Source organism: Streptomyces sp. NPDC031418 (genome assembly GCF_055581605.1).
In genome coordinates this window covers 1-12,942 of the sequence record NZ_JBVIJC010000007.1, presented here as the reverse complement: position 1 = coordinate 12,942, position 12,942 = coordinate 1, and the positions used below count along the sequence as shown (strand labels likewise).

At 69.0% G+C, this 12,942-nt stretch carries 7 protein-coding genes; 3 read left to right on the top strand and 4 right to left on the bottom strand.

Annotated features, from left to right (window positions below):
• Positions 1–11: 11 nt before the first annotated feature.
• The 4 genes from ACZ5CZ_RS10975 to ACZ5CZ_RS10960 all read right to left on the bottom strand — a co-directional run bounded on the left by ACZ5CZ_RS10975 (position 12) and on the right by ACZ5CZ_RS10960 (position 8,501).
• The gene (locus ACZ5CZ_RS10975; RefSeq protein WP_385844593.1) at positions 12–440 is read right to left on the bottom strand and encodes a hypothetical protein; all 429 of its coding nucleotides are present in this window, start codon (positions 438–440) and stop codon (positions 12–14) included.
• A 121-nt stretch (positions 441–561) separates the two neighbouring features.
• A complete protein-coding gene (proB, locus tag ACZ5CZ_RS10970; protein ID WP_468941456.1) occupies positions 562–1,689 on the bottom strand; it encodes a glutamate 5-kinase in 1,128 nt (375 codons plus the stop codon).
• Between the two features lie 104 nt (positions 1,690–1,793).
• Positions 1,794–2,018: a hypothetical protein gene (locus ACZ5CZ_RS10965; RefSeq protein ID WP_468941453.1), complete on the bottom strand. Its 225-nt coding sequence runs from the start codon at positions 2,016–2,018 to the stop codon at positions 1,794–1,796.
• Between the two features lie 126 nt (positions 2,019–2,144).
• Positions 2,145–8,501 carry an RHS repeat-associated core domain-containing protein gene (locus ACZ5CZ_RS10960; RefSeq protein ID WP_468941450.1) on the bottom strand — a complete coding sequence of 2,119 codons (6,357 nt, stop codon included), beginning with the start codon at positions 8,499–8,501 and terminating at the stop codon, positions 2,145–2,147.
• 455 nt (positions 8,502–8,956) lie between these two features.
• On the opposite strand from ACZ5CZ_RS10960, the gene ACZ5CZ_RS10955 reads away from it, so the two are divergent.
• The 3 genes from ACZ5CZ_RS10955 to ACZ5CZ_RS10945 all read left to right on the top strand — a co-directional run.
• Positions 8,957–10,060, top strand: a complete 1,104-nt coding sequence (locus ACZ5CZ_RS10955; protein ID WP_385844587.1) for a phage baseplate protein — start codon at positions 8,957–8,959, stop codon at positions 10,058–10,060.
• 258 nt (positions 10,061–10,318) lie between these two features.
• Positions 10,319–12,622, top strand: a complete 2,304-nt coding sequence (locus tag ACZ5CZ_RS10950; RefSeq protein ID WP_468941446.1) for a bifunctional glycosyltransferase/CDP-glycerol:glycerophosphate glycerophosphotransferase — start codon at positions 10,319–10,321, stop codon at positions 12,620–12,622.
• Positions 12,623–12,652: 30 nt separating this feature from the next.
• Positions 12,653–12,942 (top strand): sugar phosphate nucleotidyltransferase (locus ACZ5CZ_RS10945; RefSeq protein WP_468942076.1); only part of this gene is annotated, 290 nt, incomplete at its 3' end.

The following is a 12,942-nucleotide window of genomic DNA, read 5'->3' as shown; positions in this document are numbered from 1 at the left end:
GACGAAACCCCTCAGAAGGGGTGCACGCCCACCGGGGTCGCGGGTGCCGGTCCGTAGCCCTTGGCGATGCGCTGGTGGTAGGTCTCGCGGTCGATGACCTCCAGGCCGACGATCTCCCAGGGCGGCAGTCCGGCGCTGTGCCGGTGCTCGCCCCACAGGCGCAGCGCCACCGCGGCGGCGTCGTGCAGGTCGCGGGCCTCTTCCCAGTACCGGATCTCCGCGTGGTCGGTGGCGTATCTGCTGGTCAGCAGGAAGGGGTGGTCGTGGGCGAGCTGTTCCAGGGCCCGCCGCAGCTCCGCCAGCGGGACCTGCTCGCCGGAGACGCTGAGGGTGACATGCCACAGGCGGGGCAGGTCCACGGGCTCGTCGTAGGCGTCCCCGGCCGCGACACTCGTCAGAGCACCGCGGGACGCCGCCTGCCCAGGGCGCACTCGTCTCACGACGGCCTCCTTCACAACCGCTCGGGAACATGTTCCTGAGTTCTCAGTTGAGCAGGCCCTATGGGTTTGTGGGGCGGTTTTACGGAACGTCCCCCACCGGGGGCCGTCGTTACGCCCCGGTTTACGAGTGCAGCAGCACCAGGTCGTCCCTGTGTACGACCTCGCGTTCGTACGCCGGTCCCAGCTCGCGGGCCAGCTCCCGGGTGGAGCGCCCGAGCAGCCGGGGGATCTCCTTGGCGTCGAAGCTGACCAGTCCCCGGGCCACCGCGTGACCGGCCGCGTCGCGCAGCTCGACGGGGTCGCCGGCGCTGAACTCACCCTCCACGGCGGCGATTCCGGCGGGCAGCAGCGACTTGCGGCGCTTGACGACCGCGTCCACCGCGCCGTCGTCCAGGGTGAGCGCGCCCTGCGGGGTGGAGGCGTGCTGGAGCCAGAGCAGCCGGTCGGCGGAGCGCTTGCCGGTGGGGTGGAACCAGGTGCCGGTGTCGCCGCCGCCCAGGGCGTCGGCCGCGTGCACGGCGCTGGTGAGGACGACCGGGATGCCGGCGGCGGCCGCGATCCGGGCGGCCTCGACCTTGGTGACCATGCCGCCGGTGCCGACCCCGGCCTTGCCGGCGCTGCCGATCTCGACGCCGGCCAGGTCCTCGGGCCCGCGCACCTCGGCGATCCGGGAGGTGCCGGGCTTGCCGGGGTCGCCGTCGTAGACGCCGTCGACGTCGGAGAGGAGGACGAGCAGGTCGGCGTGGACGAGGTGGGCGACGAGGGCGGCGAGACGGTCGTTGTCGCCGAAGCGGATCTCGTCCGTGGCAACGGTGTCGTTCTCGTTGACGATCGGGAGGGCGCCCATCGCCAGCAGCTTGTCCAGGGTGCGGGAGGCGTTGCGGTGGTGGGCGCGGCGGCTCATGTCGTCGCTGGTCAGCAGCACCTGGCCGACGCGGACGCCGTAGCGGGCGAAGGAGGCGGTGTAGCGGGCGACGAGCAGTCCCTGGCCGACGCTGGCGGCGGCCTGCTGGCGGGCCAGGTCCTTGGGCCGGCGGCGCAGCCCGAGGGGGGCGAGACCGGCGGCGATGGCGCCGGAGGAGACGAGGACGATCTCCCGCTCTCCCCCGCTGCGGCTCTTGGCGAGGACGTCGACGAGCGCGTCGACCCGGTCGGCGTCGAGGCCGCCGGCGGCGGTGGTCAGCGAGGAGGAGCCGACCTTGACGACGATCCTGCGGGCCTTGGCGACCTGATGCCTTGCCGCTGACACGTGCTTCCCTCCACCCTCGCGCCCACGTCCCGTCGGGCGTGGCCGTAGCAATCTACGCGATGTGCACGGAGCGTGCCCGGACGGTCCACAGGGCGGACCGGCGGTCAGAGGTGGGCGAGGTCGTTGACGAGCGCGCCGAAACCGATGAGCGACCCGATTCCGGCGACGATCCTGAACCGGTCGGGCGTCATTCTCGGATTCCGTACCGCCGAGGTCATGGATTCCAGGAGATCGAAGACCCGGAGCCCGAAGTTGCGGTAATCGATCGCCACGAAAAAGAAGAAGAAAGCGGGGACCGCGGAACAGAGAATCCGGATGGTCTCGGGCATGCGGATCCTCCCTGGCCGTCGGTGGTGAACCCGCACAACGTACCAGCCCCCTGCCCCCCCGACCAGGGGGAACAGGGGGCTGGATCTCATTGATCAGCGAATTCGGCCGATGCCTTTACCGGAGGGCTACCAGAGGGCGTGCCAGAGCTTTCCGAGGGTCAGCGACCCCACGAGCTTCGGCATGTCGGCGACTCTGGTGATACCGGTGGTTCCCGATCCGAAACTCGCGCCGAGTCCCATCTGGAGACCCCAGCCGCCGGAGAAGGAATTCACCGTGTCACCGCGGGCGTTCTTCGTCGCGTACGTGCCGCGCCAGCCACCGCTGAACGGACCGAACTGGCCGTCGATGCCGGACCCCATGCCGCGCAGCTCGTTGAGCGAGTCCGCGTTGCTGAACAGGCCGCTCAGGCTCAGACCTGCTGCGGCCTTCGGACCGACCGTGTCCTCCTTGGTGTAGGTGAAGGCCCACGCCGTCTTGCCCTTGGCCGAGGTGGTCCGGACGAGACAGATACTGCGGGACTTGCCGAAGGCGATCGCCGCACCGGCGGTGCCGCAGATACCCGTGGTGTTGGTGTAGCTCCCCAGGTAGTTGCCGATCTTCTTGATGGCACCCAGCAGATCCGGGCCCTTGCCCATCTGTCCCGGCGCCAGGGTGATGGCGTTCTGGACGGACGTGTTGATGGTCGGGATGAGCTTCTTGATCAGCGCCTTGGCCTGCTGGATGGCGTCCTGCTTCGCGACCGAGCCGGTGTCCACCAGGGCCCAGCTGCCCTGCGGCTCGTCGGGCCCGGTGTCCACCAGGGCCCAGCTGCCCTTGGGCTGCGGGGGGTCGAAGTCCGGCATGTGCATCAGCCCGGTCGGGTCGCTGTAGTTGACCGGGTTGTTGCCCGAGTAGCTGTAGCCGCTCAGCGCCTGGGGGTCGTACGGCTTGATCAGTTCGTCGGGACTGATGAACCGGCCCAGTGCCGGGTCGTACATCCGCGCGCCGAGGATCGACAGCGAGGTGCTGTCGTCCTCCGGCTTGCCGAGGAAGCCCCGGTCGAGGTCGGACGGCAGGGTGCCGCCCACGCTGCGCTGCTTGCCGAACGGGGTGTAGCGGCGGCGGATCACCGCTCCGCCCATGGCGATCAGCAGGGACGTGGACGCCTGGGCGTCGTCCGCCAGCCAGGTCAGCTTGCCGTTCGCCGAGCCGTCGCCCTCCCGCAGCGCGACCGTGGTGCCGGCCGCGGAGTACAGCCGCGTCGCCTTCACGCCCTGGCCGGCGGCCTTGTGCAGCTCATGGCCGTCCAGGTAGAGGACGTTCTCGTCGTGCGAGGTGCGCAGCAGCAGGTTGCCGGCCGGGTCGTAGACGTAGCCGGACACCTGGTCGCCGGTGGACTTGTGCACCGTGATCTGGCTGACCCGCTTCTGGGCGTCCCAGCCGATGGTGGAGCTGACGCCGTTCACCGTGCGGGTCTCCATCTGGCCCGCCGCGTTGTAGCCGAAGCTGTCGGATCCGGCCTTGGTCGCCGCGTGCGGGTGGGCCTGGCCCGCCGTGTACGTGGTGCCGTCGGCGCTGTAACCGGGGTAGCCGTACTGCTTGGTCGTCGACCCGCTCGCCGTGGTGTCCGTGACGGACATCAGGTTGCCCAGTTCGTCATAGGTGTACGACTGGTTGTACGGGTCCAGGCTGCTGCTCAGGTCGGGCGTGGCCGCGCCGGTGCAGCCGTCGGTGGCCTCGGTGGTCCACGCGTGGCCGAGCCGGTTCAGCTCGTCGTACGTGAAGCACTCGCTCTGCTTGGCCACACCGTCGGTGACACCGGTGACCTGGCCGCCCAGATCGCGCGTGAAGGTGTCGTCCTGCGCGGTGCTGGTGGTGCTGCCGCTGGTGACGGTGGTCTTGATGTTGGACAGCAGGCCGCTGCCGTCGGTGTCGTTGTAGGCGTAGGCGCGGTTCACCGTGGCGTCCGAGCCGCCGGCGCCGAACGCGCGGCCGTTGAGGCGGCCGAGACGGTCGTAGCCGATGTTCGACTGGTAGGTGGCCAGCGGCGAGGAGACCTGGGACGGCAGGCCCTGGGCCGAGTACGTCGTGGTCACCGTCTCCGCGGGCAGCTGACCGGCCGACGCGTCACCGATCTGCGGGTAGCTGACCGACGTCATGTGGTTGGCGAGGTCGTAGCCGTAGCCGAAGGTGTAGGTGCCGGCCAGGCCGGAACCGTCGTCCGGGATGACGTACTTCCGGCCCGTGATCCGGCCGCGGGCGTCGTAGCCGGTGATGCTCTCGGTGTACGCCTTGCCGTTCGCGTACGTGGTCGACGCGGCCAGCTGGCCCACACCGCCGGGGGCGGTGTCGTAGTCCAGCCTGGACAGGACGGTCGTGCCCTGCGAGAGGGTCGTCTGCCGCTGGAGGTTGTCGTACTGGTAGGTGAGCGTGGTGCCGTTGTCGGTCTGGGTGCTCTCCTTGCCGTTCTCGTCGTAGGTCGTCGAGGTCGATCCGGCGTCGGGGTCGACCGCCGAGGTCCGGTCACCGGCCCAGTTGTAGCCGTAGGTGGTGACGTTGCCCTTGGCGTCCGTGATCGTCTTCAGCTTGCCGCTGCGCGTGTACGTGTACGACGTGCTGCTCGGGCCGGTCGGCCCGTACTGGACCACCTTGGTGGTCTGGCCGAAGACGTCCGTGTAGGTGTCGCTGCGCTCGCCGGTGGCGGGGACGGTCGTGGTGTGGTCGCCGTAGTAGTACGTACGGCTGTGACCGGTCGCCTGCACCGTGCCGTTGACCAGGATCTGGGTCTGCGTGGCGCGGCCCGCCCAGTCGATGACGGGGTCGGTGTACGACGGCAGGTCGGCCACCGTCGGCAGCACCATCCCGGAGCCCGCCGCGCTGGAGTTGTAGAAGGCGGTGGAGACGCCGGTGACGTTGCCGGAGGTGTCGTAGCGGGTGGAGACCACGTCCCGGCCGGTGCCGTCCGGCGCCGTCGTCTGGGTCTCGCGGGCGCGGCCGAGGCCGTCGGAGTACGCGTAGGAGTTCACGTACGTCGTCCCGGACTGAAGGACGCTCGACGTCACCAGCGGCGGGCCGGTGACCGAGTCGGGCACCCCGTCGCTGTTGGTCGCGGTCGGGATCGTGTAGGTGAACTTCATCGACGGGCTGCCGTCGGGGTAGTTGCCGATCTCGGTCGCCTTGAACACCTGGCTGGTGCGGCCCACGGAGTCGAGGACGATCCGGGTGGTGTGGCCGTTGGCGTCGAGGATCCGGTACGGGACCCCCCACAGCCGGGAGGAGTAGGTGGTCGAGGACGCGGCGGTGCCCGGTCCGCCGCCGTCCGGGTCGGGCGTGGTGACGGTGACGCCGCTGGTCGGCCAGGTCGTGTTCGGCGAGTAGACCGTCGTGGTCTTCTGGCCCTTGCCGTCGTAGGAGGCGGTGACGCGGCCGGCGCCGTCGTAGTCGTACCGGGTCGAGCGGTGGGTGCTCGCGTCGGTGTAGACCTGCTTCTCCGTGGGGTTGCCGTCCACCAGGGCCGCGTCGTTGTTCGCGACCGACGTCGAGCCGTCGTACAGGGTGACCTTGTACGAGTCCTGGTTGGCGGAGCCGCGTGAGGCGCAGTCCGCCGCGTAGTGGCGCTCCTCGTCCTCGAAGACCATCCAGCGCTTGACGTCCGAGTTGGGGAAGTTGGCCGTGTTGTAGGCGCGGCCGTAGGTCGTGCAGCGGTTGTCGTCGACGTTGACCTCGCCCCAGTCGTTGGTGCGCAGGGGCAGACCGTAGGTGGTGCTGGTGGAGGAGGTGTCGTCGAACTCGTTGTTGACGACGTGCTCGCGCCAGCCCGTGGAGGTCAGATCGTCCGTCGTGGTCTTGCTCTCGCGCACGAAGCGGGCGTCGGGCAGGCCGTCGTAGTGGGCGGTGTCGTGGACCCAGTACTCCTGGCGGACGCGCTGGTGCGAGTTGCCGTCGCCGTCGCGCTTGGAGTACTCGAGGTTCCGGCCGGCCAGCCAGGCGGAGTCGGTCCAGGAGGTGCCGTAGCCGTCGGTGACCGAGACGCTGCGGGTGGCGGAGGAGTCCGTCTTGGAGGTGCGGTCGCCGTCCAGGCCGCGGTAGAGCCAGTAGTAGGTGGAGGCGGCGTTGGACTTGGTGCCGGAGAAGACCTCGACCTGCTGGTAGCCGCGCCAGTCGTTCCAGGTCTCGTCGGAGTCCGGGATCAGCGGGTCGTTGGTGTACCGCCAGCCGGCGCCACCGTGGTACTGGTACGTCGTGGTCATGACCGGGTCGCCGTCGGAGTTCGCGCCCTGGCCGACGCCCGGGTCCACGGAGACCTGGGTGACCAGGTACTTCTTGAACCAGCCGGTCTTGTTGGTGGAGGAGCCCTCGGGCGTCCACTTCTGCCAGAAGCAGTCCTCGGTGTTGGAGGACTCGCTGGGCAGGTTGTTGATGTCGCAGGCGTCCGGCTGGCCGTAGGTGACGCTGGTCACCGAGCCCAGGTCGCCGTAGATCTTGTTCACCCGGCGGAAGTTGAGGGTGGAGGAGCCGACCTGGTTGTCCAGCCACTCACCGTTGAAGTTGATCACCGGCAGGCGCTGGTCGGGGCCGTCGCCGTAGCCCTTGCGCTGGACGTAGTCCAGCCACAGGGTCTTGCCGACGGTGCCGTCGGGGTTCGGCAGGCCGTACTTCATCTGGTACTGCATCGCCGGGTCCCACGTGGTGCCGCCGTCGTCGCTGACGTAGGTCTTGATGTCCCACAGCATGTCGGTGCCGAAGAACGTGGGGTAGTACGTCTTGCCCGCGCAGTAGTTGTCCGCCGAGGTGCCGTCGCACATCAGGTCGGTGGGCACGTCGGGGTAGGAGTCGGGGTTGCTGGAGATGCCCGGGCAGGCCGCGGGCTCCTTGCCCAGCGGGTCGGCGTCGCTCATCCGCTCCACGCAGCGGCCCACATGGCTCAGCTCGACCTTGGCCGGCAGCAGCGCGTTCGGGATCTGGGAGGCCCAGCCGTACTCGATGCGGGTCAGGTAGCTCCCCGCGTCGTAGGCGCGGGCCTGGTCGGTGTTGATCACCGAGCGGTAGTGGTTGACGAACTTGTCGTAGAAGTAGGCGTTCTCGACCTCGTTGGGGTCGACCACGCGGTCCAGGTTCCAGCGCCAGGCCTGGGTGCAGGGCTCGGGGAACGTGGAGTGGCAGGGCTCGCCGGTGTCGTCGCCGGCCACCGGGACGGTCAGCACGGAGTGGGTCGCGTCACCGGTGCGCTCGGCGCGGCCCCAGCCGAAGTAGTAGCGCATGCCGTCCTGGCTGGAGATCACCCAGTACTCGTCGTCGGCGCCGTGGCCGCCGCTCAGGTGCTGGACGCGCCAGCCCGGGTCGTCCTGCACGTGGTAGGAGCCGGTGCCGTTGCCGTCCTGGACGAGGGCCGAGTTCACGCCGTTGAGGCTGATGACGTACTCGGCGCCGTCCGGCTCGGTGCTGGGGTTCGGGGACTGCCAGCACAGGTCGCCGACGGTGTTGTTCACGTCCTGCGAGCAGTTGCGGTAGACGCGCTGGATGTAGCCGACGTCCAGATTCCAGCCCATGCCGGCCCAGGACGCCTGGTTGTTCGTCGCCGAGGTGCGGCCGTCCACCGACTGGGAGTCGTACGTCAGCGACAGGTCCGGCGTGGTGCCGAAGGGCGCCTTCGGCAGGGTGACGGGCAGGTCGTAGGTGAAGTCGCCGGAGCCGGTCGACACGTCCCACTTGCCGGTCGGGCTGAGCGTGGAGGCCCGGTAGTCGCCCGCGTCCGAGGACGAGCCGGTGGTCAGCGTCGTCACCGTGGAGGTGGTGGCCGCCATCGCCATCATGCCGGACGACGGGGTGCTCGCCGTGGTCGCCGGGTCGGCGTCGGCGTAGACGGTCGCCGTCAGCCTGCCGGACTTCACGTCGTTGTGGACGGGCAGGTAGCGGCGGGTGTCCGGGGAGCAGCCGCGCTTCTTCGGCGTGGTGAGCGCGCACGCGGGCATCTGCACCAGGCGCAGCCGGGAGGCGAAGTCACCGCCGTAGGCGTACTTGAAGGCGTTGTAGTCGATGGTGACGCCGACCGGCCCGGGGGCGGGCTTGTGGTCCTTGCGGGTCAGGCGGAGCGCCATGCCCACGCCGCCGATCGACTTGATCGTCTTGCGGTCCAGGACCTGCACGTCGACGTCGCCGGGCGTGGAGCCGGACGGGGTGAAGTCCCGGCCGCCGGTGAGGGCGTCCTTGGCGGGCTTCTGGCCGAGGGCGAACGCCGTCTGCGGCGGCAGACCCGCGGTGCGGACCTGGGCCGCCGTCGGGGTCCGCACCGCCACCACGGCGGCCTTGGCCGCGGCGCCGCCGGCCGAGGCGTCGACGACGGCGCCCGAGGGCGACACGGCCAGGGAGTGCCCGGACCGGGCCTCAGCGAGGTGCACCCGGGCGCTCACCCCCTTGGGCCAGGTCACCTTCGGCGCCTTGGTCATGGTCGGCTCCGCCTGCTGCTCAGGCACCTTGTCGCCCTTGCGTGCCGACACGCTCACGGTCCTGTCCTTGGGCTTCGCCACGGCAACCGACGCGGCGAAGGCAGGGGCGGACAGGAGAGCGGACAACAACGCACTGGAGACCGTCACGACGAAGCCGCGTCTGTACGACGCAGGTATCACAACGCCCCACCCATCTGGCCGAAAATCGACCCCAAAACGGTCAAAAAGAGCGTGCCGCGACACGAAGGCATCACAAGGCCGACGCATAGCGATCACGCGTAGGCGGGAGACTAACCAGATCTTTAATCGCGCCAATACCGGGCAAAGTGGATCGCTATCCACCAAATTCCAGGGCCGCTTGAGGGAAGCTTTGCGCTGCCATGACCAACGGAACATTCGATTCCGTCGTCTCTACCGCAATCGATTCCCAGGTGCTTTAATTACCGGCCAGCAATCCAGCCAACTCGGACATTGGCGCTTTTTCTTTTCTCACCCAGGGGGCTTCCGTCACCATGCTCGATCGCAGACGCTTTCTGCGCACAGGAGGCGCCATCGCCGGCGCGGCGGCCGTTCCCCTCGTCGCCGTCGGCGCCGCCGAGGCCGTCTCGCACGCCCGGCGGACCTCCGCCCGGCAGGACGACGCCACGCCCGGCTCGGTCACCGCGAGCAAGCGGTTCGACCTGACCGACCCGTCCGACATGCTGCTGCGCGAAGTGCAGTTGACCGGCACCCGGGTGCTCCAGTCCTTCGCCTTCGACAACACCCGCGGGCATCTCTTCATCGTGCAGCTGGTCGACGGCGGAATCCCGCTCCCCGGAGAGACGCAGACGTACTCGGGCGCCGACCGCGAGGCCAACGGCGACCTCGTGCTGACCCGGCTGGACCTCTCCGGGAACATTCTCGGCTCGATGTATCTGCGCGGATTCGGACACGGCGTGCAGATAGGCGTCGAATCCACCGCGTCCGGCTCGTATCTGTGGACCGAGACGCACAGCGTCCGCTCCGCGAACACCGATGGCACCTACACCGGCTGGGGCGACCGGCTCGCCCGGTTCAAGTTCGCCAACGGCACGTTGCTCACCGCGGACTCCCCCGCGCTCACCCCGTACACGCTGGAGAGCGGAGTCGACCGCACCACCTGCACCATCGACCCGGTCAACAACCGGCTCGCGGTCCGCTGCCGGGTCAACGGCGCCTTCCGCTTCCGGCTTTACGACCTCGCCGCCTTCAAGTCGGGCGGCCGGACCACCCTCGCCGACGTCGCCCAGCCCGCCGACCTGCAACCCGGATACACCGACGTCTTCCAGGGGTTCGCCAGTTACGGCAGCTACCTCTACTTGCTGGCCGGTTCCGCCTACGGCAGCAACGGATCGGTCTCGCCGGACGGCAACACGTTCATCACCACCGTGGACTGGAACACCGGTTCGGTCGTGGAGCAGAAGCTCACCAAGGCCGCCTACTCCCTGCTCTACCGGGAGCCCGAGGGCATGGCCATCCAGATCCCCGACCCCGCCAACCCGTCGGCGGTGCGGCTGTGCAGCGGCTTCGCGTCGTACACCTCGGACACCGACCAGAGCAAGCGGGCCAGCATTTACTACAAGGACGCGCTGATCTGATACCAAGGCGTACGGCCCGGGCGGGCCGGAGGTGAGCTCCGGGTGTGCCGGGTGAGCTCCGGGTGAGCCGGGGTGAGCCTTGCCACACCCGCGCTGACCAGCGGCGGACGGAGTGGGGTAAGAACATCACACCGGTCGCGTTGGGGTACGCTTAAATCAACGTTAACCTGGCACTTCTTGTGCCTTCTCGCGTCCGCGTCCCGCAGGCCAGCCAGCGGGGCGCGGTTGCGTCTGACCGACAGTCCAGGAGCCCCAAGCATGCCCCTCGCGAATGGAAGCGCTTCGCCGAAAATAAGCGTGGTTGTCCCTGTTTATAAAGTTCAGGGGTATCTGCGCGCGTGCTTGGATTCCATCCTCTCCCAGTCCTTCGAGGACTTCGAGATCGTCGCCATCGACGACCACTCCCCCGATGCCTGCGGCCGCATACTCGACGAGTACGCCGCCCTCGATAACCGGGTCATACCGGTGCACTTCGAGGAGAACCGGGGCATCGGCAAGGCCCGTGACGCCGGTGCGCTGAAGGCCCGCGGCGAGTACATCCTGTTCCTGGACAGCGACGACACCCTCGCCGAGGGCGCGCTCCAGGCGATCGCCGAGCGCCTCGAAGTGACCGGCAACCCGGACATCCTGCTCCTCAACCACGTCCGCACCTACTGGACCAACCGCGTCCAGGCGAGCGCGGCCGGCGAGATGCTCGCCGCCGCCGGCACGGACGTCTTCACGGCGCTGGAGCGGCCCGAGTACCTCGGGATGTTCGCCGTGGTGTGGAACCGCGCCTACCGCCGCGAGTTCTACGTCGACCAGCACAACTTCACCTTCACCGACGGCATCTACGAAGACGCGCTCATGGTCTACAAGACCATGCTGACCGCGGAGCGCATCGCCGCCACCGACCACGTCTGCGTCGAGTACCGCCAGCGCCGCCAGGGCAACTCCATGCGGACGCCGGGCCGCAAGCACTTCGGCATCTTCGAGCAGTACGCCCGTCTCTTCGAGTTCCTCGACGAGCGCCCCCACCTGGAGCCGGTGCGGGCCCTGCTGTTCGAGCGCGCGGCCAGCCACTACCTGTTCACCCTGGCCCGTGAGGACCGCATCGTCCCCAAGGACCGCGCGGAGTTCTTCAAGCTGGCGGCCGCCAACTACAAGCGCTACAAGCCGAAGGGCTTCGTGCTGCCGGAGGGCTCGCAGGGCGTCCGGTTCCAGCTGCTGGAGCGCGGCTCCTACACCGCGTACGCGGCGGTGACGGCCGCCGGCAACACCCGCCGCCAGGTGATCAAGCGGGCCACCAAGGTCAAGACCAAGATCGGCAAGGCGGCCTACAACCGCCTGTACCAGCTGCACCTGCGCCGCCCGGTCGACGAGAACCTCGCGGTCTACGCGGCCTACTGGAACCGCGGTGTCGCCTGCAACCCCGCGGCCATCTACCACAAGGCCAAGGAACTCGCCCCGAACGTCCACGGCGTGTGGATCGTGAAGCGCGACGCGGTGGACACCATCCCGGCGGGCGTCGACTACGTGGTGGCGAACTCGCCCCGCTACTGGGAGGTCATGGCGCGCGCCAAGTACCTCGTCAACAACGTCAACTTCCCGAACAACTTCGTGAAGCGCCCGGAGCAGGTCCACCTCCAGACCCACCACGGCACCCCGCTGAAGCAGATGGGCATCGACCAGCAGCGCTACCCCGCCGCGGCGAAGGGCATGAGCTTCGGCAAGATGCTGGAGCGAGCCGACAAGTGGGACCTCAGCCTGACCTCCAACCAGCACTCCACGGAGATCTGGGAGCGGGTGTACCCCTGCGCCTTCGAGGCGGTCGAGTACGGCTACCCGCGCAACGACGTCTACTTCCGCGCCACCGGCGACGACGTCCTGCGGATCCGCCGTGAACTGGGCATCGAGGACGGCAAGAAGGCCATCCTCTACTGCCCGACCGTGCGCGACTACCAGAAGGGCTACGTCCCCCGGATCGACCTGGAGCGGTTCTGCCGGGAACTCGGCCCGGACTACGTCGTCCTGGTCCGCACCCACTACTTCTACGGCGCCGACCCGCGGCTGGCCGTGCTCCAGGAGCGGGGCCTGATCAAGGACGTGTCGCGCTACCCGGTGGTGGAGGACCTCTGCCTGGCCGCCGACGCGCTGATCACGGACTACTCCTCGATCATGTTCGACTACGCCTGCCTCGACCGCCCGATCGTCACCTACGCCGACGACTGGGAGGTCTACCGCAAGGCCCGCGGTGTCTACTTCGACATCCTCTCCGGCAAGCCGGGCGAGACCCCGGGCGCGACCGCGACCACCGAGGACGAGCTGATCGAGGTCTTCCGTTCCGGCGCCTGGCAGAGCGACCGGGCCGCGGAGCTGCGGTCCGCGTTCCGTGAGCGGTTCGTGCAGTTCGACGACGGCAACGCCGCCGAGCGCGTCGTACGGCGGCTGTTCCTCGGCCAGGAGCCCACCCCCGAGGTGCTGCCCCTGGACGAGCGCACCCCGGCGCCCTCGCCGGCCGCCATCGCCGCCGCGCACATCCCGCTTCAGCCGACCGGTGAGCGCGGTCTCATCGGCGCCTGAGACATGCAGAACGAGAGAGACGAGCACCACATGGTTCCCCGCCCCGCCGTGACGAAGGCCGTCATCCCGGCGGCGGGCCTCGGCACCCGGTTCCTGCCGGCCACCAAGGCCACGCCCAAGGAGATGCTGCCGGTCGTCGACAAGCCGGCGATCCAGTACGTGGTCGAGGAGGCCGTGTCGGCGGGGCTCGACGACGTCCTGATGGTCACCGGGCGCAACAAGCGCCCGCTGGAGGACCACTTCGACCGCAACTACGAGCTGGAGTCGGCGCTCGAGAAGAAGGGCGACGCGGAACGGCTCGCCAAGGTGCGGGAGTCCAG

Bases quoted from the DNA above. Each gene is read 5' to 3' on its own strand.
- ACZ5CZ_RS10955 (WP_385844587.1), top strand. From the start codon at position 8,957: ATGCTCGATCGCAGACGCTTTCTGCGCACAGGAGGCGCCATCGCCGGC.
- ACZ5CZ_RS10965 (WP_468941453.1), bottom strand. From the start codon at position 2,018: ATGCCCGAGACCATCCGGATTCTCTGTTCCGCGGTCCCCGCTTTCTTC.
- ACZ5CZ_RS10950 (WP_468941446.1), top strand. From the start codon at position 10,319: ATGCCCCTCGCGAATGGAAGCGCTTCGCCGAAAATAAGCGTGGTTGTC.